The sequence below is a fragment of the Streptomyces amakusaensis genome (genome assembly GCF_039532665.1).
In the GTDB taxonomy this organism is placed as follows: domain Bacteria; phylum Actinomycetota; class Actinomycetes; order Streptomycetales; family Streptomycetaceae; genus Streptomyces; species Streptomyces amakusaensis.
Window position 1 is genome coordinate 13,120 of sequence record NZ_BAAASB010000032.1, and the last position, 24,018, is coordinate 37,137.

The 24,018-nt window shown below is 70.8% G+C and carries 28 protein-coding genes; 12 read left to right on the top strand and 16 right to left on the bottom strand.

Features of this window, described 5'->3' with window-relative positions:
- Positions 1–37: 37 nt before the first annotated feature.
- The 3 genes from ABD371_RS33830 (at position 38) to ABD371_RS33840 (ending at position 1,324) form a co-directional block, all read left to right on the top strand.
- Positions 38–493 (top strand): hypothetical protein, encoded by a 456-nt coding sequence (locus ABD371_RS33830; RefSeq protein ID WP_344485899.1) that lies wholly within the window; start codon positions 38–40, stop codon positions 491–493.
- Positions 494–794: 301 nt separating this feature from the next.
- Positions 795–1,073, top strand: a complete 279-nt coding sequence (locus tag ABD371_RS33835) for a hypothetical protein (RefSeq protein WP_344485902.1) — start codon at positions 795–797, stop codon at positions 1,071–1,073.
- On the top strand, positions 1,070–1,324 hold the full coding sequence (locus ABD371_RS33840) for a hypothetical protein (protein WP_344485905.1): 255 nt from the start codon (positions 1,070–1,072) through the stop codon (positions 1,322–1,324). The genes ABD371_RS33835 and ABD371_RS33840 overlap by 4 nt, the downstream gene beginning before the upstream one ends.
- Positions 1,325–1,375: 51 nt before the next feature.
- Here ABD371_RS33840 and ABD371_RS33845 read toward each other — a convergent pair whose 3' ends face one another.
- A complete protein-coding gene (locus ABD371_RS33845) occupies positions 1,376–2,188 on the bottom strand; it encodes a hypothetical protein (RefSeq protein WP_344485908.1) in 813 nt (270 codons plus the stop codon).
- 139 nt (positions 2,189–2,327) lie between these two features.
- Positions 2,328–2,675 (bottom strand): DUF6300 family protein, encoded by a 348-nt coding sequence (locus ABD371_RS33850; RefSeq protein WP_344485911.1) that lies wholly within the window; start codon positions 2,673–2,675, stop codon positions 2,328–2,330.
- 284 nt (positions 2,676–2,959) lie between these two features.
- Here ABD371_RS33850 and ABD371_RS33855 point away from each other — a divergent pair, with 284 nt between their 5' ends.
- The 3 genes from ABD371_RS33855 to ABD371_RS33865 all read left to right on the top strand — a co-directional run bounded on the left by ABD371_RS33855 (position 2,960) and on the right by ABD371_RS33865 (position 3,996).
- Complete coding sequence (locus ABD371_RS33855) at positions 2,960–3,217, top strand: hypothetical protein (RefSeq protein WP_344485914.1); 258 nt, start codon at positions 2,960–2,962, stop codon at positions 3,215–3,217.
- A 5-nt stretch (positions 3,218–3,222) separates the two neighbouring features.
- The gene (locus ABD371_RS33860; RefSeq protein ID WP_344486028.1) at positions 3,223–3,591 is read left to right on the top strand and encodes a PIN domain-containing protein; all 369 of its coding nucleotides are present in this window, start codon (positions 3,223–3,225) and stop codon (positions 3,589–3,591) included.
- A 123-nt stretch (positions 3,592–3,714) separates the two neighbouring features.
- Positions 3,715–3,996: a hypothetical protein gene (locus ABD371_RS33865; protein WP_344485917.1), complete on the top strand. Its 282-nt coding sequence runs from the start codon at positions 3,715–3,717 to the stop codon at positions 3,994–3,996.
- A gap of 260 nt (positions 3,997–4,256) precedes the next feature.
- On the opposite strand, the gene ABD371_RS33870 is transcribed toward ABD371_RS33865, so the two are convergent.
- From ABD371_RS33870 to sigK, 8 genes are all read right to left on the bottom strand, one after another.
- On the bottom strand, positions 4,257–4,583 hold the full coding sequence (locus ABD371_RS33870; protein ID WP_344485920.1) for a hypothetical protein: 327 nt from the start codon (positions 4,581–4,583) through the stop codon (positions 4,257–4,259).
- Positions 4,584–5,143: 560 nt separating this feature from the next.
- Positions 5,144–5,974, bottom strand: coding sequence for a DUF1295 domain-containing protein (locus tag ABD371_RS33875; protein ID WP_344485923.1), 831 nt, complete (start codon positions 5,972–5,974; stop codon positions 5,144–5,146).
- Entirely contained in the window at positions 5,971–7,257 is a 1,287-nt protein-coding gene (locus ABD371_RS33880; RefSeq protein WP_344485926.1) for a class I SAM-dependent methyltransferase, read from the bottom strand. Before ABD371_RS33880 ends, ABD371_RS33875 begins: the two co-directional genes overlap by 4 nt.
- Positions 7,254–8,591, bottom strand: coding sequence for a class I SAM-dependent methyltransferase (locus tag ABD371_RS33885; protein WP_381735481.1), 1,338 nt, complete (start codon positions 8,589–8,591; stop codon positions 7,254–7,256). The genes ABD371_RS33880 and ABD371_RS33885 overlap by 4 nt, the downstream gene beginning before the upstream one ends.
- The gene (locus tag ABD371_RS33890) at positions 8,588–9,325 is read right to left on the bottom strand and encodes a DUF1365 domain-containing protein (RefSeq protein ID WP_344486034.1); all 738 of its coding nucleotides are present in this window, start codon (positions 9,323–9,325) and stop codon (positions 8,588–8,590) included. Before ABD371_RS33890 ends, ABD371_RS33885 begins: the two co-directional genes overlap by 4 nt.
- A gap of 53 nt (positions 9,326–9,378) precedes the next feature.
- Entirely contained in the window at positions 9,379–10,641 is a 1,263-nt protein-coding gene (locus ABD371_RS33895; protein ID WP_344485929.1) for an NAD(P)/FAD-dependent oxidoreductase, read from the bottom strand.
- A gap of 529 nt (positions 10,642–11,170) precedes the next feature.
- Positions 11,171–11,920, bottom strand: a complete 750-nt coding sequence (locus tag ABD371_RS33900) for an anti-sigma factor (RefSeq protein ID WP_344485932.1) — start codon at positions 11,918–11,920, stop codon at positions 11,171–11,173.
- The gene (gene sigK, locus ABD371_RS33905; protein ID WP_381735479.1) at positions 11,917–12,510 is read right to left on the bottom strand and encodes an ECF RNA polymerase sigma factor SigK; all 594 of its coding nucleotides are present in this window, start codon (positions 12,508–12,510) and stop codon (positions 11,917–11,919) included. The genes ABD371_RS33900 and sigK overlap by 4 nt, the downstream gene beginning before the upstream one ends.
- A 466-nt stretch (positions 12,511–12,976) precedes the next feature.
- Here sigK and ABD371_RS33910 point away from each other — a divergent pair, with 466 nt between their 5' ends.
- Positions 12,977–14,566 carry a molybdopterin-dependent oxidoreductase gene (locus ABD371_RS33910; RefSeq protein ID WP_344485938.1) on the top strand — a complete coding sequence of 530 codons (1,590 nt, stop codon included), beginning with the start codon at positions 12,977–12,979 and terminating at the stop codon, positions 14,564–14,566.
- A 90-nt stretch (positions 14,567–14,656) separates the two neighbouring features.
- Positions 14,657–15,307, top strand: a complete 651-nt coding sequence (locus tag ABD371_RS33915) for a fasciclin domain-containing protein (RefSeq protein WP_344485941.1) — start codon at positions 14,657–14,659, stop codon at positions 15,305–15,307.
- A 250-nt stretch (positions 15,308–15,557) separates the two neighbouring features.
- Here the strand turns inward: ABD371_RS33915 and ABD371_RS35920 are convergent, their stop codons facing one another.
- Together ABD371_RS35920 and ABD371_RS33925 are read right to left on the bottom strand one after the other, a co-directional pair.
- Positions 15,558–16,154 carry an nSTAND1 domain-containing NTPase gene (locus tag ABD371_RS35920; RefSeq protein ID WP_381735476.1) on the bottom strand — a complete coding sequence of 199 codons (597 nt, stop codon included), beginning with the start codon at positions 16,152–16,154 and terminating at the stop codon, positions 15,558–15,560.
- Between the two features lie 830 nt (positions 16,155–16,984).
- The gene (locus tag ABD371_RS33925; protein WP_344485944.1) at positions 16,985–17,524 is read right to left on the bottom strand and encodes a VOC family protein; all 540 of its coding nucleotides are present in this window, start codon (positions 17,522–17,524) and stop codon (positions 16,985–16,987) included.
- A gap of 276 nt (positions 17,525–17,800) precedes the next feature.
- On the opposite strand from ABD371_RS33925, the gene ABD371_RS33930 reads away from it, so the two are divergent.
- The 4 genes from ABD371_RS33930 (at position 17,801) to ABD371_RS33945 (ending at position 21,317) form a co-directional block, all read left to right on the top strand.
- A complete protein-coding gene (locus ABD371_RS33930) occupies positions 17,801–18,829 on the top strand; it encodes a S66 family peptidase (protein WP_344485947.1) in 1,029 nt (342 codons plus the stop codon).
- Between the two features lie 385 nt (positions 18,830–19,214).
- The gene (locus ABD371_RS33935) at positions 19,215–19,394 is read left to right on the top strand and encodes a hypothetical protein (RefSeq protein WP_344485950.1); all 180 of its coding nucleotides are present in this window, start codon (positions 19,215–19,217) and stop codon (positions 19,392–19,394) included.
- Positions 19,395–19,555: 161 nt separating this feature from the next.
- The gene (locus tag ABD371_RS33940) at positions 19,556–20,149 is read left to right on the top strand and encodes a hypothetical protein (RefSeq protein ID WP_344485953.1); all 594 of its coding nucleotides are present in this window, start codon (positions 19,556–19,558) and stop codon (positions 20,147–20,149) included.
- A gap of 184 nt (positions 20,150–20,333) precedes the next feature.
- A complete protein-coding gene (locus ABD371_RS33945) occupies positions 20,334–21,317 on the top strand; it encodes a phosphotransferase family protein (protein ID WP_344485956.1) in 984 nt (327 codons plus the stop codon).
- Between the two features lie 226 nt (positions 21,318–21,543).
- Here ABD371_RS33945 and ABD371_RS33950 read toward each other — a convergent pair whose 3' ends face one another.
- The 4 genes from ABD371_RS33950 to ABD371_RS33965 all read right to left on the bottom strand — a co-directional run bounded on the left by ABD371_RS33950 (position 21,544) and on the right by ABD371_RS33965 (position 24,011).
- The gene (locus ABD371_RS33950; protein ID WP_344485959.1) at positions 21,544–22,020 is read right to left on the bottom strand and encodes a DUF4265 domain-containing protein; all 477 of its coding nucleotides are present in this window, start codon (positions 22,018–22,020) and stop codon (positions 21,544–21,546) included.
- Between the two features lie 125 nt (positions 22,021–22,145).
- Positions 22,146–22,523: a nuclear transport factor 2 family protein gene (locus ABD371_RS33955; RefSeq protein ID WP_190124183.1), complete on the bottom strand. Its 378-nt coding sequence runs from the start codon at positions 22,521–22,523 to the stop codon at positions 22,146–22,148.
- Between the two features lie 451 nt (positions 22,524–22,974).
- Positions 22,975–23,646, bottom strand: a complete 672-nt coding sequence (locus ABD371_RS33960; RefSeq protein ID WP_344485965.1) for a nucleotidyl transferase AbiEii/AbiGii toxin family protein — start codon at positions 23,644–23,646, stop codon at positions 22,975–22,977.
- A complete protein-coding gene (locus tag ABD371_RS33965) occupies positions 23,643–24,011 on the bottom strand; it encodes a hypothetical protein (RefSeq protein WP_344485967.1) in 369 nt (122 codons plus the stop codon). The genes ABD371_RS33960 and ABD371_RS33965 overlap by 4 nt, the downstream gene beginning before the upstream one ends.
- Positions 24,012–24,018 lie beyond the last annotated feature (7 nt).

The following is a 24,018-nucleotide window of genomic DNA, read 5'->3' on the forward strand; positions in this document are numbered from 1 at the left end:
CATCCTCGCCGCAGCCGTACCCGAGCTCACCGGGCGAGTGGAGGCCGTCGCGTTCGACGCGGACACCGGCCGCCTGGACCTCACCCCCGACACCCCGGCCGCCGGCACGAAACTCCGCTGGAGCGCACCGAAGCTGATCACCGCCGTCAACGAGCAGGTGCCGGAAGTGAACGTCCGCGCCCTGCACGTCCTGACACCCGCGCCCCTGAAGACCGGCCCCACCACCACGGCCGACGCCGCCCCGGCCCCACAGCCGGCCGTGCCCGTCGTGCCGGTGGAGCGCCGCCCGCCGCCGGAGGGCTACCGCCGTGCGGTCGAGGCGCACCGCCAGGCCGCCCGACCGTCCCGGGTGGATCCGGGCATCGCAGCAGCGGTGGAGCGGCAGACGAAGGCGATGCGGGAGCTGTCACGGCGGGCGTTCCCCGAACCCGACGTCGCCCCGGACGATGTGCTGGTCCCGATCGGGCAGGCGCGCGTTGCCGCCGCATCATGACGACGGCCGCCAGGAGCTGAGCGGGAGCCTGAGGGTTCGCAGCACGGCGCAGGCAGCCGGGGCCGTTACGGCGCGCACGGGGTGAACTGCTCGTTCCCGGTTGACGGAACGCTGCTCGTCACCCAGCCCCACCCCGGGCACCGGTGAAAGTCACCTCTGCCAACATCAGGCCACCGCGACCGTAGGAGGCGGGAGGCGGCGGCCGCGGGCTGTCCGGAACTGGATCGCCCGGACGGATGAACGACCACCGCCCGCCGGTCCGGCGGGCGTACCGTGGTCCGCAGAGACGAGGGAGGCAGTGGTGACCGAGGCGTGGACGACCCGTATCGGCGGTGAGCCGGTGGGACTCCCCATGACGATCGAGAGCGTGCGGGCCGCGCTTCCCGAGGAGGAGCGGGCAGAGTTCACCGCCCAGATCGAGTCCACCCCGGGCCCGCAGCTCGCCCAGGTCCTCGCCACCTGGGCGCTCCCCGCGCCAGCGTGGGAGCAGATCGAGGCAGACATCGCCCGCCTCAAGGCGGGCGACCACAGCGGCTTCCACCCCCAGGACGAGCGGTACGTCTCCCCGGAGGTGGCGTGAGCCGCCGATTCACCGTCCAGTACACCGACCAGGCCCAGGACTCGCTCAACCGGATGACCTCTGCCGCCCGGGCCCGCTTCGAGGCGGGGATGGCCCAGCTCGCGGGGAACCCGGACGGACACGGCTCCACCCCGGCGAAGAGCGGCCGTGAGAAGGACCGGCGGTCGGCCACCGTCGCCGGGTTCGTCGTCGTCTACTACGTGAGCCGCAGCGTCCTCGTCATCACCGCCCTGCACATCATCGGCGGCTGAACCACCCCGTAGGTGGGTTCAGCCGGTGCCGGGGCGGGGTTCTGCCCCGTGTTACGGCTGCTCGGCACCGGGCCCGTCCCGCCGTGCAGCATCCTGACGCAGGAGCTCCGCGTGCTCCCGGTTGTTGGCGGCGAACTGCCTGCGACACTCCGCTTCGGCACGGTGTTCCTCGGCGAGAGAGGGCTCGGCGGTGGCCAGGCGCTCGTAGAGGTCCGCGAGGGTGGTGTTGAGGGCGGCGTTCTTCTCGCGGTTGATGGCACGGACCCGGAAGGCACCGGAGTCCTTCACCTTGTCGTCGGCCTGGTACACCGCCCTCATCTGCTGCTGAAGTTCGGCGATCTGCGCGTGGAGGCGTGCTCCAGGGGCGCGCAGGGACTGCTCGTACTCCCGGGAGCCGGGGAACCGGGTCGCGTCGAGGCCCGCGCTGATCGCGTGCGGCCGGTCAGGATGCCGCAGGGCGTACAAGCGGTCGGCCTGGGCGGCGTAGTCGAGGGAGTCCCTGGGGCTGTTGGGGGAAAGGGCGGACCGGCCGGTGGAGGCCCAGGCCCGGACGTCGGCGTGCCATCGCTCGTGCGCGGACTGGCGGGTGATGCCGGCCGCCGCGCCGATCTGTTCCCAGGTGGCTCCGCGTTCGCGTTCCGCGATGACGGCGGTCCCGACGATCTGCTCGGCCTGCCGCAGCAGGTCCAGGGCGGTGCGCAGCAGCTGGCCGGGGGCCGGGTCGGGGAGCACGGGGACGGCTTCGTCCACCTGGTCGCTCAGGTTCCGCAGCGAGGTGGCGAGGGCGAGGCGGGACTCGTCACGCGGGGAGAGCCGCGCGGGCGTCTCGGCGGGAGAGAGGGTGGTGTCCGCAGTGTCGGTCATGGCGTCAGGTTATCCCTGACGCTCCGGAGCGTCAGGGATAACCTGACGCGATTCGGCCACCCCTCCGAGAGGGTCTCCAAGGGCTTCGGAGGACCCGATCCGGGGGTATCGGCCTTGTCGCCGGCACCGGCTGTTCCGGTCAGCCATGACCATGGGGCATGGGGCCGGTGTACGGCGGGGCGGTCCCTGCTCCGGAGCCGTTGCCGGGGACCCAGTGGAATCCGTGGCCTGCCATCGCCTCCCGCTGCCACGCCCACATCAGCCGCGCAGCCTCCTCCGCCCGGGACGCGTCCCGCCCGCCGCCGGTGCCGAGGAAGGCGAGCAGCGGTCCGCCGGCGGGGGTGTCCGTGTCGCAGACCGGGCACAGCTCCAGCCTCACCGGGACACCGTGCCGGCCGACGGGCCCGTCCGCGCCGATGGTGATCCTGCCGCCGCAGCGCGAGCACGGCGGCAGCTCGTTCTCCCGGGCAACCCTGAAGCTGTCCAACACCCCTCCACTGAACGAACGATGAACACGGTGCCAACCCCGCCCCGGTGCGCCGGGCCAGTGCCCGGGGCAAGCAGCGGCTCTCCCGCGGGGAGGCCGGGAGGGACAGCGCCGCCGTGCGGCAAGCACGCGGGAGGGGCCTCCGTCTGGGGCTGGAGGAGCACCGCGGCCCCAGCATGGCACTGCTTTCAGCCATGCGACAGAGTCGTGACCCGAAGAATCCCCAGCGACATGTGGGTACGGGTACGTACCCGTACCCTAGAGGGATGGGAAGGAGCACTCTGATGTCCGATGCCAATGTCCGTATCCCCGAGGAAGCCAAGGACCGCCTCGCCGCGATCGCCGCGGCCGAGGGCCTGTCCCTGCGCGCCTACCTCGCCCGCCTCGCCGACACCCTGCTCACTCCCGCCGAGCGCGCCGAGCGCGCGGAGCAGGCGAAGTCAGCTCTCGCGGCGTGGAACGGCTACGCGCCCACGGCATCCGAGGAGCGGGAGCTGGACAGTGAGCTGAACCGGCGTCTCGGGCTGGCGGGCGGTCTGTGAGCAGCGTGCACATCGTTCTGGACGAGACGGCGATGGCGGCGGCCGGGCAGGGCAACGTCCTCGCCTCCCGGCTGATCCACCGCGCGCACGCCGAGCCGGGCTGGTTCCTCTACGCCCCCGCGTGCGCGCTGGTCGAGGCCGACCGCGCCCGCCCGGGCACGGCGGAGCACCTGGCCGCGCTGCCCGGCATCACCGTCCTCGACCTCGACCTGGCCGCCGCCCTGGCCGTCGCCCAGCAGGAGACCTGGGCCGCGGCCCACAGCCGGCACGCCGCGCAGCCCACCGCCGACCGGCCCGAGGGGGCGGTCATCGCCACCACCGCACCGAAGCGGTGGGAAGGCGAGCCGGTGCGTGTTCTGGACCTCAGTCCGTGACCGGGGCACCCTGAGATGGAGGGGGCGGCGGAATCCGTCCGGGGGCGGTACGCCGTCCTTCGGCCGCGATACCGTGGGGCCCTGATGACCCCGTCTTTTCATAGTCTGGCAGGAGGGCCCCGCGTGCCTGAGGAGCCCATGGCCCAGGGTGAGATCGCCGCTCTCACCCGGCGCTACGAGCAGGCCCAGGAGAAGGCCGACAGAGAGTTCGGGATCGTCAAGTCCGACCTGACCGCTCTGCGGCTCCAGGTGGGCAACCTCGACCAGAAGGTCGGCAACCTCGACGAGAAGATCGACGGCCTCGCCGGGGAGGTCCGGGACCTGACCGCCAAGGTGGACCGCAACCAGGTGCAGATCATCGAGCTGCTGTCCCAGCTGGTGGGCCGGAATCCCGACGCCGGCTGACGCTGCGGACGCGACGGCTGCGGTCCCAGACCCGAGGTTTCAGGGTCTGGGACCGCAGCCGTGTCCCGTGGTGGGACCTGTTTCTGACCGAAGGTCCGGAACTGGCCCTTGGTATTGGTGTACCGGAGTCAGGGACGGGCGTTCGTGCGCCGGGGTAGGTGGCGATGTGGCCGCGGTCGCTCCACTTGATCATGCCGTCGGCAGCAGGCGAGCGATCCCCTCCTCCCTCGGCCGCGGCTGCGGGAGAGGTGTTCCGGCGGTCAGAATAACGCGTTCAGGCGGGCGCGGCGGGTGGTGACGAGTGCGTGCCAGCGGTCCCGTACGGGTTCGTGGCCGTCGAGCCAGTGGACGGTGGGCCGGGGCGGGTGGGGGAGGTTGCCCATGGCGGCGGCGATGTCGGTGAAGTAGGCGAAGTCGCCGTTGCCGGTGAGGGCGTGGAGCCGGTCGAGGGTCTCGTTGAGGTCTTGGTGCTCGTCGCGGACGGCGTGGTGGAAGGCGAGGGCGATCTCCAGGACCCGGGTCAGCCACGGCAGCCCGGCATCGGTGATCTCCCGGCGCAGCCAGCGGCGGTGCATCCAGGAAGTCACCGGGCCAGTGTGCCGACCCATCACGCCCCGGTGGGGGCGGCATCCCTCTCGACCGCTATACCCGGGCGCTGCGGTCGTGCCGGGCCTGATCCGAAACGACACCGAGGGGGCCGGAGGGTGGCGACGGCCGCCCGGATGGCTGGGTCCCGCCCGCCTCGCAGTCCCGCATCGGCACGCCGCTGGCACAGGCGTGGGCGCTGGCGCGGTGGGGGTAGCCGCTGCAGGCAGGGCAAGGCCGTCTGGGTGCAGCGGCCCGGCCCGCTCGGGGACTTCGGAATCCGATTGGTCATGGTTTGTCATTGAATGTGATCGTATGAGTCTTTTTCGAATCGAGGCGGTGATGGCCGGGCGCGGGGGTGCTCTGTGGAGTTCTGGCCTGGTGGGTTCGAAGGGAGGTCTTGGCCGGTTCTCGCCCGCGAGCCGCCGGGTCTGTGGGTGGTGGGCGGCCTCTGGAGAGGGGACACGTCCGCCGTGCAGCAGCGGTGCTGCTCCGGCCGCAGGCGGAAACCTGGGTCCGGGCAGGTGCGGAGCAGGGAAGGTGCTGCCTCGCCCGGGTTCGCTCATTTCGTCTCCTCCCGGGCGCGGCGTGGGGTTCTGCGGGGTGGCAGGGGGACGAAGCCGCTGGTGCGGGCCGTGTACGCGGCGTAGCCGGGACGCTTGGACATGTGCTTCTCCAGGAGGCGTTTCCCGCTGCCGAGGGTGAGGAGCAGGGTCATCAGGAACGGGGAGACCAGGACGGCGAGGGCCGGCTGCCAGGCGGTGCAGGCGAGGAGGTACAGGCCCCACCAGACGAGGCTGTCCCCGAAGTAGTTGGGGTGCCGGGTCCATGCCCACAGGCCCTGGTCCATGATCCGCCCCCTGTTGGCCGGGTCCGCCTTGAAGCGTGCGAGCTGGTGGTCGCCGACTGCCTCGAAGGCGAGCCCGGCCGCCCACAGCGCGAGTCCGCAGTACGCCAGGGTGTCCAGGGGCGCGGAGCTGTAGGAGGCGGCCTGGACGGGGAGGGAGATCAGCCAGACGAGGACCGCCTGGGTGAGGTAGACGGTGCGGAGCGCGTAAAGGGTCCGGTTCCCGGGGGCCTTGCCGAGGAGGTCGGTGTAGCGGGGGTCCTCGCCGTGTCCGCGGGAGCGGCGGGCGATGTGGCCCGCCAGCCGCAGTCCCCAGACAACGGTCGCCGCGGCGACGAGCAGGCGGCGGCCGTCGTCGCCGTGCCCGGCGGAGAGCAGCCAGGTGACGGTGGCGACGGCGGCGAAGGCGAGGCCCCAGGCGATGTCGACGATGCGGTGCAGTCCGCGGCGTGCGCCGATGGCGAAGGTGGCAAGGAGCACCGTCAGTGCCGTGGCCGCGGTGGCGGCGAGGTTCGCGCCGAGGGCGCTCCAGTCGGTGCCGTTCACGCCGTGCTCGCAGGGGCGTACCAGGCGGCGGGGGTGGCCGGCATGCCGGACGCTCCTTCGCGGGTGGGCCGTACGGCGAGGATCTGGTCGACGCCCATGCGGTGTTCGGAGAAGGCGAGCGAGGCGCCGGCGAGGTACAGGCGCCAGACGCGGGCGGTCGTCGCCCCGACGAGGGCCTCGATGTCGCTCCAGCGCTGTTCGAGGGTGGCGCGCCAGGCGTCGATGGTGATCGTGTAGTGCTCGCGCAGGGACTCGGTGGAGCGGGCCTCGAGGCCGGAGCCCTCCAGCAGGTCGATGGTGCGGCTGAGGGGGCGCATGTGCATGTCCGGGGCGATGTACGCCGCGATGAAGGCGCCTCCGCCGGGCGCGTGGGCGCCGCGGGACATCTGCTGGATCAGGAGGCGGCCTTCGGGGCGCAGCGCGTCGTGCAGCTTGGTGGCGAAGGCGGGGTACTCGGCGTCGCCGACGTGCTCGCCCATCTCGACGGCGGCGGCCGCGTCGTAGCCGCCGCCGTCGATGTCGCGCCAGTGCCGCAGCTGGACGTCCACGAGGTCGGTCACCCCCTCGCGAACGGCCCGCGCGGTGACGAACTCGTGCTGCGCGCGGGAGAGGGTGACTGCGGTGACGCGGGCTTTGTGTTCGCGCGCCGCGTGGACGGTGAGGGAACCCCAGCCGCAGCCGGCGTCGAGCAGGCGGTCCCCGGGGCCCAGGTTCAGCTTGCGGCAGATCAGGTCGAGCTTGTCGCGTTGCGCGTCGGCCAGGGTGCGGGTCGGGTCGGCGGGCCGGGTCCAGTAGGCGCAGGAGTACGTCATCGTTTCGTCGAGGAGGAGGGCGTAGAAGTCGTTGGAGAGGTCGTAGTGGTGGCTGATGCCCGCGCGGTCCCGGGCGACGCTGTGCGGGCTGCCGGTCAGGCGGGCCCGCCCGTCCGGGCGCTTCGGGGGCGGGCCGATGACCCCCAGGCCTACCGCCAGGGCGGTGGCCGCAGCCCTGCCCGTGGGACCGGGTCGGGCGCCCGGCCGGCCGCGGACGCTCCGGCCCGCTTGGGAGAGGGCGTCGGCCAGGTCGCCCTCGACGTCGAGGTCTCCGGCGATGTACGCCTCCGCGAGTCCGAGCTCGCCGGGCTGCCACAGCAGGCGGCGCAGAGCTTGAGGGGAGCGGAGGATGACCAGGGGCGCGTCCGTCGGGCCTGTGTCACTTCCGTCCCAGGCGCGGATGCGTACGGGAAGGGGGCCGGGAACGAAGTGGCCGAGGAGCTGGGCGAGCCGGTCGGCGACAGGCCTCATCGGTGGGTTCCTTCGGTGAGGAGGAGCTGGCGGACGTCGAGGTAGCGGGAGCGGAATCCGGCTTCGGAGTAGGCGAGGTAGAACTCCCACATGCGCTGGAAGACCGGGTCGAAGCCCAGCTCCGTGGCGGCGGGGCGGTGGGCGGTGAACCGTTCGCGCCACAGGCGCAGCGTCTCGGCGTAGTGCTCGCCGAAGCCGTTGTCTGCGAGCGTGCGCAGGCCGGCGGCGGCGCAGTGCTCGGCGATGGCCTCGCGGGAGGGGATCAGGCCGCCGGGGAAGACGTATTTGCTGATGAAGGTGTGGGTGGCAGCGGTGTGGAGCATCTGCTGGTGGCCCATGGTGATGGCCTGCAGGGCGATCCGGCCTCCGGGGGCGAGCGTGCGGCGCAGGGCCGTGAAGTAGGCGGGCCAGTAGTCGGCGCCGACTGCTTCGATCATCTCCACGCTGACGGCGGCGTCGTACCGCCCCTCGGCGTCACGGTAGTCGCGTAGTTGGACGTCCACCCGGTCGGTGAGTTTGGCTGCGGCGATCCGCTCGCGGGCGAGGGTGGCCTGCTCGGCGGAGAGGGTCAGGGTGGTGACGCGGGCGCCTCGTGCGGCGGCCCGCAGGGCGAGTTCGCCCCAGCCCGTGCCGATCTCCAGCAGCCGGGTGCCCTCGCCGACGCCGACGAGGTCCAGGAGCCGGTCGATCTTGCGGTGCTGGGCGGAGGCGAGGGACTCGAAGCGGGCGGGGAAGGCGGTAAAGACCGCGGAGGAGTAGGTGAGGGTGGGGTCGAGGAAGGTGGCGAACAGGTCGTTGGAGAGATCGTAGTGGTGCCGGATGTTGCTCCGGGCCCCGTCCCGGGTGTTCCGGTCTCCAGCGGGGCGGGCGGTCACCCACAGGTCGCGGAGCCGGCGCAGCGGAGCGGGGACCAGTTCGTCGACGTGGCCGGCGAGGACGGTCAGGGCGCCCGCCAGATCGTCGCTGCCCCATTCGCCGGCCATGTACGACTCGCCGAAGCCGATGAGCCCGTCCCGGCCAACGCGCCGGTAGAAAGCGTCGGCGTCGTGGAGCGTCAGCCGCGGACCTGCGGCCGTCACGTCGGCACAGGGGGAGGGCCTGGTCAGCGCCAGCCGGTCCAGGGCCCGGCCCACCAGATGCCGGGCGACGGCCGTGCGGACCGGGCCGGGCGAGGGGAGCCGGGCCACGTCCGGCCAGCGCTCCGCGTCGACGTCCGCGCGGCGGACGGCGGACACGGCGGCCGCGGGTGCGCCGGCCGGGCCCCGGGGACAGGCCCCGACCGGGCTGTCGGCCGGCTGGGGTCGGGGCTCGGAGGTGAGGGCGGGGCGGGTCACGGCAGCATGCCTTTCTGCGGAGTGGGACCAGGACGGGGCTGCACGGGCAGTCCGCGCAGCAGCAGATGGATGCCGTGGCGGCGGATCCCCGCCCAGACGGCGGCGGTGGACCAGGGCCTGCGCACGGCGGCGGACAGCAGGGCGGGCACGCTCGCGGGGCGGCGGACACCTCGGACGACGGCGGTGAACGCGCGGCCCCCGTCGTGCTCCAGATGAACGGTCAGGCCGAGGCGTTCGCCGGGGAGCGGCAGCCGCATCCGGTAGCGGCCCTCAACCGCGAAGAACGGCGAGACGTGGAACGACTTGTCCACCACCACCTCGTCCGCCGGCCCCGTCCCGCCCGCCTCGTCCGCCCGCAGCAAATAGCAGTGACGCTGCCCGTAGGTGTTGTGGACCTCGGCGACGACACACACCAGTGCCCCCGAGGAGTCGTGGCACCAGAACACGCTCAGCGGGTTGAAGACGAACCCGAACACCCGGGCGTGCGCCAGCATCACCACCCGCCCGCCGTCCAGGTCGACGCCGTGCGCGGCGAGGTAGGCGTCGAGCCCGGCCCGTAGGGCCCCGGGTGTGCCGGCGAAGTGGTCGCGGGCGTCGAAACGGGCGAGCGGACGCAGCGGCCGGGGCAGCACCGGCAGCCCGTCGACGTCCACGCACCACAGGTAGGTGCGGTGGCGCAGCGCGTGGCGCAGGGGCGTCCGGCGTACGTGCGTGATCACGCACTCGTACAGCATCGCCGGCTCGCGGCTGGCGGGGGCCGCGGATACGGCGCCGCTTCTGGCACGGGTCACCAGTCCACTCCCAGGGAGCAGGCGGCCTCGACTCCGGAACGGCAGCCGTCCTCATGGAACCCCCACCCGTGCCAGGCACCGGCATACGCGGTCACGCCCGTGTTGAGGCGCGGCAGTTCCCTCTGCGCCGCGACCGAGGCGGTGGTGTACACCGGATGCTCGTAGACCATCCGCTCCACGACCCGGTCGGCCGCGATGCCGTCGTCACCGCCGAGGGTGACGACGTACCCGGAGCCTGCGGGCAGACGCTGGAGGCGCTCCATGTCGTAGCTGACGCGGACGGGAGCGGTGGAAGGCTCGCAGCCGGCCATCCGGTAGTTCCAGGAGGCGCGGGCACGCGGCGAGCGTGGCAGGACGTCGGTGTCGGTGTGCAGCACCGTAGGGTTGCGCGAGTATCTGAAGGTGCCCAGGAGTCGCTTTTCGTCGGCGGTGGGGTCCGCGAGCATCCGCAACGCCTGGTCTGGGTGGGTGGCGACGACCACGGCGTCGTAACCCTCGGTGGCACCGTCGCCGGTGGTGACCAGCGCTTCCCTGCTGGTGCGCCGGATGGCGGCGACCGGGCTGGAGATGCGGATGCGCTGGATGTGTTTGGCGGCGGCGGCGACGTACGCGGCGGAGCCGCCGGTGACGGTCTTCCACTGCGGGGATCCGGTGACGGAGAGCAGCCCGTGGTGGTGCAGGAACGTGAACAGATAGGCGGCCGGGTAGGACAGGGCTGTCCGCGCGGGGCAGGACCACACCGCGGCGACCAGCGGGAGGGCGAAGTGGCTGACGAAGTAGGGGGAGAACCCGCCTTGCCGAAGAAAGTCCCCAAAGGTGAGGCTTGTATTGGTCTGTCGGGCCAGGAGACGCCGGGCACCTCGGTGGAAGGCCGGAACTTCGGTCAGCAAGCGCAGGTAGCGGCCTCGTAGTGAGGCCCGGGAAGCGAACAGAGCGCCCGGGCCGCGGGCACCCGCGTACTCAAGGCCGCAGCCGTCGCAGCGGACGGACATGCTCATCTCGGCGTCCTGCGTGCCGATCCCCAGCTCGCGGAAGAGCCGGAGCAGGGTGGGGTAGGTGCGCTCGTTGTGGACGATGAACCCCGAATCCACCGCCACCGCGCGCCCGCCGGGAGCCGGCAGTTCGCGGGTGTGGGCGTGGCCGCCGAGCCGATCGTCGGCCTCGTACAGGGTGACCTCGTACGAGGCCGCAAGGATGGAGGCGGCGGTCAGGCCCGCCACCCCGCTTCCCACGACGGCCGCTTTGCGGTGTTGCTCCATAACCTCTCCTGCCACTCGACACGCCGCCGGGCTGTTGCGTTCACTCGTACTTCGCAGCGGCCGGGCGGTCGGATTGGAGGAGATCCGCGGCGGCGGTGCCTTGCCGCGGGAGTCGGGTGTATTCAGGCTGTCAGACGGGCGAGTTGTGCGGTCAGGGCGCCGACGGGCGGCTGGGCAGCGCTGACGGCTTCCCGTGCAGCCGGCCGGTGGCGGTGAGGACGAACACCGGCCGACGCAGGCCGGTCAGGGGGTGGTGATCCCGAAGGCCTTCGCCGCCGCGCGGCCTGGTCGGACAGCGAGGGCATGCGGAGGTTTCGGCTGCGGGCGAACCGCTCGTGGCTGTCGAGCCCTTGGGGGCTGCTGTCCCACACGGCGGTTTCGGTCGGCTGGGGATCGGCGAGCCCGCCAGAGATACGAGCAGAGCTGTGCGCTGCACACCGGGGTGTCGTCCCCGGGGGCAGAAAGCGAGGGCGAGGGGCTTGCCGCGCCGCTCGCACAGCTCGTTCGCTGACCGATGTGGAGCGCCGGTTCAGGCGGGAAGGGTCATCAAGAGCAGGGGTTCGGTGGTGGGATGGGGGGAGCCTCCGGCGGGTTCGAGAGAGAGGCCGACGGCTCCCGCGTCGGCGGGGTTGCCGGTAAGGATCACGGTGCCGTCGTGGTCAATGAGGCCAGCGGGGCGCATGGTGCCGTCGTGGTCGAGCCAGAGCTGGTAGGTCTTCCCGGCGCCGGGGGCGGGCAGGGCGGTGGTGGCGAAGACGGCCTTGTTCTGGCGTTCGGAAGTGACCACGGTGGTCAGGGCACCATTGCTTGCTTTGCCGTGGACGGTGCGGGCATCGGGGGCCGCCAGGATGCCGGTGACCGCGTCGAGCTGCTGCCGGCTCTGGCGGGCCTGCTGCTCGAGGTCCTGTCCGTGCAGCGTCTGCCAAACAGCGACGCCGCCCAGCGCGACGGCTGCCACGCTGGCGGCCAGCGCCAGGGAAGCGGCGCGGCGGCGCAGGAAGCCCCCGAGGGCGGGCGCCGTGCTCGAAGCGGGGATACGCGGCGGCATCTGACGCACACCCTCGATGGCCGCCATGGCCTGGGCCTTGGCCGCGGCAGGCGGCGTGTGGGAGACGGCGGCCGCCAGACGGGCCGCGGTCGCCGCGAACTCGGCGGCCTCCTGCCGGCAGGCCTCGCACACCTGCAAGTGGGCTTCGAATTCGCCGCGTTCGGCGTCGTCGAGCGCACCGAGGGCATAGGCGGCCGCGAGGGTGTGAGCGTCGGTGGCGTGGTGTTTCATGTGGTCACCCCCATGCAGTCGCGGAGCCGGATGAGCCCATCGCGCATGCGTGTCTTGATCGTGGGAAGAGGAGCACTCAGAGCTTCGGCGACTTCACGGTAGGTCAGCCCCTGGTAGTAGGCCAGGGTCACCGCCTGCCGTTGCAGACCGGTGAGGCCGCGCAGACAGCGGCGTACCTGTTCGGACTCCAGGCGGGTTTCGACCTGTTCCGCGACCTCGTCGAAGGCCGTGGCGTACTCGCGGGCGGCCTGTGCCTGTTCGCGGTCGGCCGCGGCCTGAGCGGAGCGGACCCGGTCCACTGCCCTGCGGTGCGCGATCGTGGCCGCCCAGGTCCGCACGGACCCGGCCTCGGGGCGAAAGCGGGCGGCCTGCCGCCACACGTCGATCATGACCTCCTGGGCCACCTCCTCGGACTGCGCCCGGTCGCGCACGACCTTGAGCACGATCCCGAACACCAAAGGGGCGAGGGCGTCGTAGAGGACGGAGAAGGCCTGTTTGTCGCCGCGGGACACCTTCTGCATGACCTCGCCGAGGTCGCTGCCGACGTGATCGCCGGGGCGGCCGGCGGCGAAGGGGATGGGGTGGTTCACGTGTGCCGCTCCGGACGTGCCGAGAGGGCGAAGGGACGGCCTGGGCGGGCCGTCGGGGGAGGGGGCGTCCATCGCATGTCGTTCCTCGTGTCGTCGCTGCCGCGGGGGCCGGGCCGCCCCGGGGACGGTCCGGCCTGGAAACCTCTGCGTGTTTCGCCTGTTGTTCGTAGCGGGTGGGCCTGCGGATGGGAGGCCACTTCGTCAGCCGCACCACCAGGGATTATCCCTTTGGAGAGAAACAGCAGCGAAACGTGGGCCAGCCTCCCGTAGCCTCCGCCAGGAACGAGCGGCCCGTGGACAAAACTGCGGGGGCGACTGCAGCCGCCCCCGCAGCGGCCCTGCTCGACGGACCACGCAGGCGACCCGGGCCGCCCCGCCGCTCCTGCGGCCGTGCCCTGGAGGGCAATACGGGAAGGCCGTTCACTTTTTTTAGGGCCGGACCAATCCGCCGGGCGCAGGCTGCCGAATGCCGAGTGTGAGCAGCTTCCGCAGCACCCTCTTTCGCGCCTCGCGGGGCGCGCTGGCCGGGCTTCTGGCCGCGTTCACGGCACTGGCCGTGGCCGAGCTGGTCGCCGGGCTGCTGCGGCCGGCGGCCGGGCCCGTGACGGTGGTGGGTGGGGCGGTGATCGACCGGACACCTGCCGCGGTGAAGGACTTCGCGATCCGCACGTTCGGGGAGAACGACAAGGCGGTCCTGCAGCTGGGGATTCTCGTCATTCTCGGTCTCTTCGCCGCCGCCCTGGGCATGCTCGGCCTCTCCTACCGCCCCATCGGCACTGCTGGTGTTGTGCTGTTCGGGATCGTCGGCGCCGCAGCCGCCCTCGGCCGCCCCGACTCCACCGGCATCGGCGACGCGCTGCCCTCGGTCGCAGGAGCGGTCTCGGGAGCCTTCGCCCTGTCCGTTCTGACCTCCAAGGCGACCTCCTCTCCTGCCCAGGCCGGCGCGGAAGGCGATGACGGCGCCGGGTGGAACAGGCGCGGGTTCCTCGCCGCCGCCGGTGTGACCGCGGCCGCGGCCGCCGCGGCCGGAGCGCTCGGCCGGTTCTTCACCACCCGTCAGAGCCAGGGAGCCGTCGCCAGCCGCAAGAGCCTGATCCTTCCCAAGCCAGTCTCCCCGGCCCCAGCCGTCCCCGCCGGCGTCCACCTGAAAGTCCCCGGTATCACGGCCTTCACCACTCCCAACCGCGACTTCTACCGCGTCGACACCGCCCTGACCGTGCCCAAGGTCGACGCCGGAACCTGGAGGCTGCGCCTCCACGGCCGCGGAGTCACCCGCCCCCGCACCTACACCCTCGACCAGCTCCTCGCCCGCCCGCTCATCGAGCGCGACATCACACTCACCTGCGTCTCGAACGAAGTCGGCGGCCCCTACATCGGCAACGCCCGCTGGCTCGGCATTCCCCTCGCCGGCCTTTTGGAGGAAGCCGGCGTCCGGCCGCCGTCAAAGGGCGGCCGGGCGGATCAGCTGGTCGCCCGCTCCGTGGACGGCATGACGCTCGGCTCGCCTGTCGAGGACGTCATGGATGGCCGGGACGCGATGCTGGCGGTCGGCATGAACGGCGAGCCGCTGCCCTTCGACCACGGCTTCCCCGTCCGCATGCTCGTCCCCGGCCTCTACGGCTACGTCTCGGCCTGCAAGTGGATCGAGGACATCGAACTCACCACCTTCGACGCCTACGACCCCTACTGGGTGAAGCGCAAGTGGGCACGTCGCGCCCCCATCAAGAGCCAGGCCCGCATCGACACCCCCAAACCGTTCGCCCGCCCCGCCGCCGGCACCGTCATCGTCGCCGGCGTCGCCTGGGCCCAGCGCCGCGGCATCACCCGCGTCCAGATCCGCGTCGACGACGGACCATGGCAGGACGCCGACCTTGCCGCCCCGGCGGGCGTCGACACCTGGCGCCAGTGGTCCTACCGCTGGAACGCCACCCCGGGCGGACACAACATCACCGTCCGCGCCACCGACGGCACCGGACAGATCCAGACCGAACAACGCACCCGCACCGTCCCCGACGGAGCCAGCGGCTGGCACAGCGTCTTCGTCACCGTCCCCTAGACCACCCGGGTCCACAAGCCACACCCTCGGTGCAAAAACAACAAACCGCCTCAAATTTCTCTTGAGAAGCCCTTCAAGGAGCCACCGATCATGAACAGCGTGAAGATCCGCCGTACCGCCGTCGCCGTCGCAGCCGCAGCGCTGCTGCCCCTGTCCCTGGCCGCGTGCTCCGACTCCGGCAGCGACAGCAAGGCCGCACCCACCGCGGCGGCCGAGGACGCCGCCAAGACGGGCGAGAGCACCCCCGCGGGCGACTCCATGACCGGCGACCAGCCCTTCGGCTCTGCCTGTGCGGGCGTGCCCGAGGAGGGCGCGGGCTCCTTCGACGGGATGGCCAAGGACCCCGTCGCCACCGCCGCCTCCAACAATCCCGCCCTGTCCACCCTGGTGACCGCGGTCAAGGAGGCCGGCCTGGTGGACACGTTGAACAACGCCAAGGACATTACGGTCTTCGCCCCGACCAACGACGCCTTCGCGAAGATCCCGAAGGCCGACCTCGCCAAGGTCCTCGCCGACAAGGACATGCTCACCAAGATCCTCACGTACCACGTCGTCGGCCAGAGGCTGACCCCGAAGCAGCTGGAGAACGGCAGCTTCGAGACCCTGCAGAAGGGCACGGTCACCACCACCGGATCCGGCGACTCCTACAAGGTCACCGAGACCGCCAACGTGGTCTGCGGCAACGTCAGGACCGCCAACGCCAACGTCTACATCATCGACTCCGTCCTCATGCCCAAGTAGCACTCCACCAGGCCCTCAAGCCACGGTGGCTCTGCACACGTCCACCGGGTGCAGAGCCACCGCCATGACCACGGACCAGGTGCCGCGCCCGGGGCGACAACCGACGGGCAGCCCCTCCTTACCGTCGACGGGCAGAGCCAGGTCGCCGGGCTGGGACATCATCGGAAACCTCGCCGGTGGCTCTCCCGGCGACCCCTCACCGCTGAACCGGGGACAGAGGTGAGGACGAGCAGTGCGCAGAGGCTGGCGATCAGCACGCGCAGCCTGCGGGTGGTGCGGGCAGCGGCCCGCAGATAGTCCTCGTACGCCCGCAGCGACGAGCCCAGGAACTCCCGCTCCCCCCGGTCAGCAGTCCTCGCGCAGCATCGCTCTCGTAGCGGGTCCACCGCCCGGGGCGCCAAGGAGCACCATCATGACCGGGGCCGTGCGGGGCCGTTCCCTGCACCCGCCGTCCGGACCCGGCGGTCCCGCTTCCGGCGGAGCGCCACCACCTCTGGTCCGACCGTGCCGGAGCCCCGCGGCGCGCTCCCCCTCCGGCCCCGTGAACGCCACCCGCACCGCCTCCAGTTGCGCACCTCGGTAGAGCGCACCCGGGTCCCGCCCCAGCGCATCCCAGGCCGTGGCCGCGTCGGCGAGGCGCCGCAGCAGAACGCAGCCGCTCGCGGTCGGTGTCGGCCCAGTGAGGCAGCCGGGGCCAGCCACGGATCAGGGCCTCGTGGGCGAAGTCGACGGTGTCGTTGTCGACGGTGAGCAGCCGTGCGGGGACCAGGCGTTCGAGAGCCCGCCCGGATTCAGGCGAGCGGACCAATTCGTCCCGGGCGGCCGAGCGGCGGGTCCTCGGTAGCATCGCCCGGTGAGTCCAGCCCAGCAGCAGCGCCCGCGCGGCCCGCGCCTCAGGCTGCGCCACCAGGGCTCGTCGCCGATCTCGCGCGCGAAGACCACGGGTCCTGCCGTGCCGTTCTGGAACAGGCGTGCCTTGTCCACCGCTTCCTGCCCCCTTTGGTCGGACTGGTGCAGGGGATCATGTTTTTGGGGTGCGGGGGAAGACCGCCCGCCTTGCCGGACTGGAACCGAAATCCGGCGCTTCGCTCTTCGCGCCCTGCCGGGCCGTGCTCCGGTCGACGTACCGTGCTGGGTGCAGGAGACAGCGGCGTCGGGGGAGAGGGGCCAGGTCATGAGCCAGTCGGTGGATGAGGCCGGGACGTGGACCACCGTCATCGGCGGGGAGCTGTTGGAGGTCCCGGCGACGATAGAGGGGATCCGGGCGACGCTCCCGCCGGAGCGGGCCGCCGAGTTCGACCGGGTGGTCGCCCGCACCCACGCTTCCAAGCTGCCGCAGGTCCTCGCGGACTGGGCGCTCCCTGCGGAGGCGCTGGCCGAGGAGGACGAGGTGATTGCCCGGCTGAAGGTCGGCGACCACAGCGGCTCGATCCTCCAGGATGACCAGGGCGACAGCGGGGGAGGGGCACGCCTTCGCGAACACTTCCCCGGAACCGGCATCAGACAGCAGGCTCACCCTCATGGCCTTCGTCTTGATCGGTGCACCTTGGTCGGAGCACGTGATCAGACGAAGGCCGCCCCCACGTCCGGCGAACGCCCGCGTGAGCTGATCAGTTCGAGGCTCAATTCGACCTCAGGCCCAAAGAACAGGCGGAGCCCTGTGGGAGAGTGCGGAAGTCAGCGAGCGTCTTTCACCGGGGTGCTGCTGCGTCCACGGCGCCGGCCGCTGAGCTCGGCGTCCAGCGTCTGTTGTGCGGCGCGCATGGCCTCGGCGTACACGGGATTCTGCAACCGCTCCCACATCTCACTTTCCGAGAGGTTTTCCACGTGGCTGGTGATCCACCAGATGTTGCCGAAGAGGTCCTTGACGCGTCCGCCTCGCTGCCCGAACGCGTCATCGGCCGGGGAAGTGACGAGCTGGCCTCCGGCTTCGAGGGCCTGCGCGAGCGTTTTGTCCACGTCGGCCACGAACACGTTCAGCAGACTTGGCATGGCGGGCCAGTCGGTGTGTCGGTCGAATGCCATCAGCACGGTGTCGCCGACCCGGATCTCGGCGTGCCCGATCAAGCCGTCCTCGGTCGCCACCCGCGACAGTTCCTCCCCGCCGAACACCTGGGTGACGAAGTCGAGGAACCCTCCTGTGTCATCGGTGACCACCCAGGGCGCAATGATCGTGTAGCCCTGCGGGGCGGCGTTGGTGGTGGTCGGCTCAGGCATAGCGGTCCCTTCGAAGGCGTCTGCTGCCAGCAACCTAGAGGTCATCTAGGCCAATGTTTGGCCTAGAACCAAAGCCCGCTCAGCCAGATCAGCTTGGGACCGCACAGACCGACTCGCACCCGTCGGGGCAGGGTGCGCTGCGGCTAGAGGTTTCGAGACCAGAGGTCAAAGAACAAGCTCAGTTACGTGTTTCCGAACTCTGACCTCCCGGATCTGCTCTTCGTGGCCTGCGAAGTCGATATCGCGCTGCCGTGGTGTCGTGTCAGACTCCCACGCATGTCAGTTCGATATCCGCGCCCCCTGCGTCCTGGTGACCGCATCGGCGTCACCTCCCCTTCGAGCGGGGTCCCGAACGAGCTCCGCAAGCGCCTTGACGTGGCGATTCACGATGTAGAGGACCGGGGATACGAGGTAGTTGTTGGTCGTTGCATGGACGGTTCCGGCCATGTCAGCGCCCCTGCGGCCGATCGCGCGAGAGAGCTGATGTCGATGCTGACGGATCCCGACATCAGAGCCGTGGTGCCGCCGTGGGGTGGGGAGACAGCGATCGACCTGCTGCCACTGCTGGACTGGGACCGGCTGCGTGATGCCGAGCCGACTTGGCTTGTCGGGTTCTCTGACATGTCGACCATTATCACGCCACTGACCCTTCTCGCCGGGACGGCGACCGTGCACGGCAACAACCTGATGGACACGCCTTACCGGGTGCCGGAAGGACTGTTGTCATGGCTCGATATTGCCGCTGCCCCGCGGGGGCATCGGTTCACGCAGGCCTCGCCGAACCGCTATCGAGCCACCGGCTGGGACGATTACCGTGCCCACCCGGAGGTGCGCGAGTACACGCTCGACACGCCCGGCAGGTGGACCCGGTTGGACAGCGAGAGGGATGTCGAAGTCGAGGGGCGTCTGATCGGGGGCTGCATTGAGATGCTGTGCAACCTCACGGGAACGGCCTACCTCGATGTGTCAGCCTTTGCACAGGCCGAGTCTCCGGAAGGTCTCCTCGTGTATGTCGAAGCAGGAGGCGACGACGCCTTCGCCATCTGCAGGAACTTGCACGGGATGAGGCTGGCCGGCTTCTTCGACACGGCGAACGCGGTCCTCGTCGCCCGGACGTCGGCACCCGGCACCGACTCGCTCACCCAGCACCAAGCAGTGCTCGACGCACTCGGCCCCTTGAACGTTCCGATCATCGCTGATGTTGAATGCGGGCACGTCCCGCCGTACCTACCCATCGTCAACGGAGCGCGCGGCCGGGTCGTACACACCTCAACTCGAAGCGAGTTGATCCAGACACTGGACTGATGCCGCAGGCCAGGCCATAGATGACTGCGATGTCGACCACATGGGTTTCCTCAGCGTCTCTGGCCGTTCAATTCTGTTCTGGGGAGCCGGGGTGTTCATCCGGGGGTTGGGGGGTCTTCGCCCAAGTGGTGCGAGGGCTCTTGTGGGTGAGGTGCCCGGTCATCAGGGTGATGGCGGCCTCCGGGCGCTGGGCCTGGGACCCGGCAGGAGATCACCGTCGAGCGGGCCACCCCTCTGGTGCGATCCGCCGGGGAACACGGCATCCGGCTCACCTACCCACGCCCTGCTCGCCCTCGCCCACTACGAGCGCGCCGACGGCGGCAGGGCCCGGAATCCGCTGGACGCCCTCGGGCCCCGGACGGCCTCTCGGGCTGGACGAGGTCCTGTGGCCCGAGCCCGCACCCACGCGGGCCGGGGCCGCTGGGAACGGGCCCTGGCGGACTACCTGGAGTGCGGCGAGAACATGTCGGCCCAGACCCGGGTGCTGCTCGCCTGCGCCACCCGGCCCAGCGGCAGCACGACGGCCACAAGTCGTTGCGACCCGGCAGCGCGATCAGCCGGATGATGACCGAGCACGGCCTGGCCGCCCGGCGGAAACGTCACCGTGACAGGCAAGGCGGTCCCGCTACAGACACGGGCGGTTCCCGGGGCGGGCCGAAGGGCTCATGGAGCGTCTGAGTACGAGAGCGGGTTCCGCCGGGTGCGCGCGCCTGCTGGGATGGGCCGATGACGACGGCCTCCCTTCCCGCCCGGCACACCACGATCCCGGGACCGCAGCGACGACGCAGACTGCGCCGCACCACCGGTGCGGCGACGGCGCTGCTTCTCGCAGCACTCACCGGGGGCTGCGACTGGACGGAGAACCGTCGAGTGATGTCCGAAGCGGAGTTCCGCGAACACCTGACGCTCACGCAGAAGGCGGGCGAGGACGCGGTGCGCTCGCTGGGAGAGACCCCCTCGTCGGTAATCGCCGGGCGGGAGATGGCGAACGCCTCCTGCAAGGACGACTTCGGCACCGATCCCGACGGGACCACACGCGACCAGCCCACCGTCACCTGGGCCCCACAGCTCGCGACCCCCGCCGCCTACAACGCAGCGATCGCCGCACTGCGCGAAGCATGGACCCAACAAGGCCTGACCGCGCAAGACCTGCCCGCTCCCGAACCGGACGAACCGGGAGCAGGACTCCCCGGGATCCGCACCACCGACGACCACGGCATCGAACTGTCACTGCGCCCCAGCTCCTACTCGGGGAAACCGACGCTCCTCGCCGACGGCGGATGCGTACGACACCGGGGAATCCTCGTCGACTGGGAATAGCCCCCGTGGAAGGACACCCGCCCTCAGGCACTGCACACACCCGCTCGCAACACGCTCGCCAGACGACCCGCCAGCGAGCGCCGCCCCAGCAGGCGACTGCTACCGGGCCGCCTCGGTGGAGTGCCGCTGCCCGTTTCTGAAGGTTCGCCTCGGAACGCTCCTTCGCGATCACTAGGCTGTTGTCATGGCTGAGGGCGAGAGCGCGGCGGTTGTTGAAACTGATGCCGATGACCTGGGCTGGTCCAACACTCGTGCATGGGTGGAGCAGAGCTTCCGCCCCGGGGACCGGATTCGTGCTGTGGAAAAGCTGCGTGGGGGATGGACGTCACAGATGCGCCGCCTCGATGTCGAGGGGGAGGGCAAGCAGTACTCCCTCGTGCTCCGATCGTTCGTAAAACCGTTCTTCGTAAAGCACTCGCCGGGGCTGCTCACGCGGGAAGCGGACGTCCTCCGGCTGCTCGCGGACACGGCCGTGCCGGCCGCTCGTCTGCACAGTGTCGATGCGGCAGCTGAGCACTGCGATCATCCGTCTCTGCTGATGTCGTTGCTGCCAGGGAACCTCAGGCTGGACGGAGAGGACATCGAGCGAAAGACCGAGCTTCTTGCCCGGCAACTCGTGATGATTCACAAGCTGCTCGTTCCGGAAGAATCCCGGCCGCGCACCTATCAGGCCTGGACCAGTCCAGAGCGGGTGCGGCTTCCCGAGGCCTCGAAACGACCCAAGGTGTGGCAGCGCGCCGTGGACGTGATCCGCCGTCCGCCCCCGGCTTACCGGCCATGCTTCCTCCACCGTGACTTCCACCCCGGGAACGTGCTCTTCACCGGAGAAGGATCCGGTCTGACGATCACCGGTGTCGTGGACTGGGTGGAGACATCCTGGGGGCCCGCCGACCTGGACGTGGCCCACTGCTCCACCGCACTAGCCCTGCTGCACGGAGCGCCCGCCGGCATGCAGTTGGCGGATCACTACGTCGCAGCCGGTGGAACGCTCAGCGACGACCCGGGTGACCACCTGTACTGGCGCGTGCTGGATGCGCTGGCCTTCGCACCGGACGCGGAGAAGGTCGCCGAGCCCTGGCGCGAACTCGGCAGGAAAGACCTGACATCGTCGGCGCTGGCCCAGTGCCTGGAGGACTACCTCCAAGCACTCTTCAGCCGGTACGGCTGAGGACTCGCAATAAGTGCCCTCCAGTGGACTGCCATGCGGTTGCGGCCAACGTCAGCAGGCGGAGGCCGTCCATGCCGATCACGGCCGGTGGGGCGCGGTCTCGAGGCGCGGCCGACCGATCACCGCGTCGGCGTCGAGCGCGCCACCGCGTCCGGCGAACACTCGGGCGAGCAACCTGGTTCGAGGCGGCGTGGCACATGGCCGGCTGTGAAGTGTCCGGCAGAGGTCAGGCGTTCCACCATGCGTCTGTGCCGCAGCCGACCTCGTAGTGCCACCATTCTTCGTCCTGGCCTCGGTTCAGGAGGGTCTTGATCCCGGTGAAGTCCGCGCCTGCCGGGACGTTGAAGGCCACCATGGGGAAGTCGTCGCTGAAGACCTCGCCCCCGAGCCCGAACGCCGAAAGGCGCTGATGCACCGCCTGCGGGCTGCGTCCCAGGGGCCCGGTGGGAACGGGCACCACACGGATCGTGCAGTTACCGGCGGAACTGACCCGCCCGACGGCCCAGTGGAGCCCGTCGGAATCGGTCCGGTACCGCACGACATCACCCTCGGCGACCCCGTTCTGAAGGAACGCGACGTTCCGCACGCAGGCCGTGTCATCGCCGACCTTCGCCGCCCACAGGCCCTCGGTGTCCTGCGGGAACCACCCCTCGCGAGGGGTGAACCGGAACCAGATCTTGACCCTCTCGACCGCGTTCTCCATGACGGCCATCATGCGCCGACCGTCCACGACGCCTCATACCGGGGCTGAAGATGATCCCGGCTGAGCAGACCCGGAGCCCCGAACGGGGCCGGTTCAGGAGAAGGACGGCGCCAGAGGAGAATGACTCAGGAGGCGGACGGCTCGATCTCCCCCGCGAAGACGATGACCTGGTCGATGAGGCTCCGCCGCAGGTGGACGACGTCCGTTCCCGCCAGGCGGGGGCCTCCATCCGGCGTCGTGAAGACCCACTGGTACCGGGCCCACTCGTCCGGCATGTCCACCGCCGAACAGCGCACCATCGTGCCGGTCCCCGCGGGGTGGCGCCGGATGTCCAGCACGAACCGCTCGACCGCCTCGATTCCCTCGCTGCGGCCCAACGGTCCCCAGAAGACCACGTCCGAGGTCAGGGCCTGAGAGAGCAGCGCAGTCACATAGCCGTCGTCCGAGGCATTGAACGCGGAGATGAACGTGTCGATCGCGGACCGCGCGGTCTCTTCCTGCATCCACCAGTAATACCACTCGCCTCGCGGACCGCGCTCGTCTCGTGCGCCGCCTCCCGCCCACGGTGAACCATCCCGGTCACAGCACCAGCCGGAACAGCGCGCCCCTGGAAGCGCCACGGCCCACCGAGGCGCGCACCGACAACCACCGGGGTCGGGCAGAACGCGCAGACCAGCGGGGTCTTCTGGCTGCGCCACCAGGGCTCGTCGCCGATCTCGCGCGCGAAGACCATCAGCTCGGCCGTGCCGTTCTGGAACAGGCGTGCCTTGTCCACCGCTTCCCACCCCCTTTGATCGGACTGGTGCAGGGGATCATGTTTTCGGGGTGCGGGGGAAGGCCGCCCGCCTTTACCGGACTGGCACCGAAATCCGGCGCTCCGCTGCCCGCCCGGTCTCCGGCTCGGCGTCGGCGTCGGCGTCGGCGTCGGCGTCGGCGTCGGCGTCGGGGAGATGGTTACCCGTCGTCGCTGTGGTCGTTGTGGTGGAGGCGGTTGTCGAGGTCGGTGGCCCAGTCCAGTGCCCATGCGCGGAGGTCCGCCACGTGCCCGGGGTTCAGGCCGTAGTCGGCGAAGTCCTGGTCGTCCCACCACTCGGCTCCCTGGAGCCGGTCGCGCAGGTCGTGGAGGCTGAACTCGAAGCGGGCGTGGCGGCGGCCGAGGTTCTCCAGCTCCGCGGTGGAGCGGTGCCGCATCGCGGCGTGGACGTCGATGAGGTCGCGGACCGCGCCGCGGTCGGCGAGGGCGCGGACCTTGGTGCCGATCACGTCGTCCAGAGCGAGGACGGGACCGTATTCGGTGATCGTCGGCGGGGCCCAGAAGGCTTCCTTGAGAACGTCGACCTCGCACTCCTCGCCGGTGGCGCGGTCGGTGGCGATGAGCCGGCCCGACAGCGGGCCGGACTCGATGTGCCGGACGCCCCAGCCGCGCTCGGCGAGACCGTCGCCGACCGTGCGGATGATCTCGTCGAGAGGGGCCGGGTTCTCGGTGGCGACATCGAGGTCCTGCGAGAGCCGGTCGACCAGGCCGTGGGCCTGTACGGCGTACCCGCCGGTGATCACGAGCGGGTAGGGCGTTCCGATGGCGAGGACGTCGGCCAGGAGCCGGCGGTGCAGGTGTGTGAGGTTCACGCGGCGGTCGTGGCCGTCGCGGTGGTGAGCTCGGGGAAAGCGGCTTCCCACACGTCCCTGATCGGGCGGCTGATCAGCGTCCGCAGCACCGGCCACTGCGCGATGAGCAGGTCCCGGTTCAGGAACTCGATCAGGTCCTGGCGCTGTCCTTCGGCCAGGACGGTGCGGTAGAGGCCCATCCGGGAGCGCGGCTGTTCCAGTCCGTAGGAGCGGCGGCCCGACCAGACCACGTGCAGCGGCAGGTCGACCGACCCACGGGTGGGACCGGCCAGATCCTCCAGACGCGCCGGCATCCGCTGTGCGTACTGCGTACACAACAGGTCGAACGCATCCGGCACGGGAAACGGGAAGGGCTGCACGGTCATGCCCCCA

Bases quoted from the DNA above. Each gene is read 5' to 3' on its own strand.
- ABD371_RS33915 (WP_344485941.1), top strand. From the start codon at position 14,657: ATGAACAGCGTGAAGATCCGCCGTACCGCCGTCGCCGTCGCAGCCGCA.
- ABD371_RS33890 (WP_344486034.1), bottom strand. From the start codon at position 9,325: ATGCTGTACGAGTGCGTGATCACGCACGTACGCCGGACGCCCCTGCGC.
- ABD371_RS33880 (WP_344485926.1), bottom strand. From the start codon at position 7,257: ATGAGGCCTGTCGCCGACCGGCTCGCCCAGCTCCTCGGCCACTTCGTT.
- ABD371_RS33900 (WP_344485932.1), bottom strand. From the start codon at position 11,920: ATGAAACACCACGCCACCGACGCTCACACCCTCGCGGCCGCCTATGCC.
- ABD371_RS33845 (WP_344485908.1), bottom strand. From the start codon at position 2,188: ATGACCGACACTGCGGACACCACCCTCTCTCCCGCCGAGACGCCCGCG.
- ABD371_RS33955 (WP_190124183.1), bottom strand. From the start codon at position 22,523: ATGCAGGAAGAGACCGCGCGGTCCGCGATCGACACGTTCATCTCCGCG.
- ABD371_RS33940 (WP_344485953.1), top strand. From the start codon at position 19,556: ATGACGACGGCCTCCCTTCCCGCCCGGCACACCACGATCCCGGGACCG.
- ABD371_RS33895 (WP_344485929.1), bottom strand. From the start codon at position 10,641: ATGGAGCAACACCGCAAAGCGGCCGTCGTGGGAAGCGGGGTGGCGGGC.
- ABD371_RS33910 (WP_344485938.1), top strand. From the start codon at position 12,977: ATGCCGAGTGTGAGCAGCTTCCGCAGCACCCTCTTTCGCGCCTCGCGG.
- ABD371_RS33855 (WP_344485914.1), top strand. From the start codon at position 2,960: ATGTCCGATGCCAATGTCCGTATCCCCGAGGAAGCCAAGGACCGCCTC.
- ABD371_RS33925 (WP_344485944.1), bottom strand. From the start codon at position 17,524: ATGCCTGAGCCGACCACCACCAACGCCGCCCCGCAGGGCTACACGATC.
- ABD371_RS33965 (WP_344485967.1), bottom strand. From the start codon at position 24,011: ATGACCGTGCAGCCCTTCCCGTTTCCCGTGCCGGATGCGTTCGACCTG.
- ABD371_RS33945 (WP_344485956.1), top strand. From the start codon at position 20,334: ATGGCTGAGGGCGAGAGCGCGGCGGTTGTTGAAACTGATGCCGATGAC.
- ABD371_RS33950 (WP_344485959.1), bottom strand. From the start codon at position 22,020: ATGGAGAACGCGGTCGAGAGGGTCAAGATCTGGTTCCGGTTCACCCCT.
- ABD371_RS35920 (WP_381735476.1), bottom strand. From the start codon at position 16,154: ATGCTACCGAGGACCCGCCGCTCGGCCGCCCGGGACGAATTGGTCCGC.
- ABD371_RS33930 (WP_344485947.1), top strand. From the start codon at position 17,801: ATGTCAGTTCGATATCCGCGCCCCCTGCGTCCTGGTGACCGCATCGGC.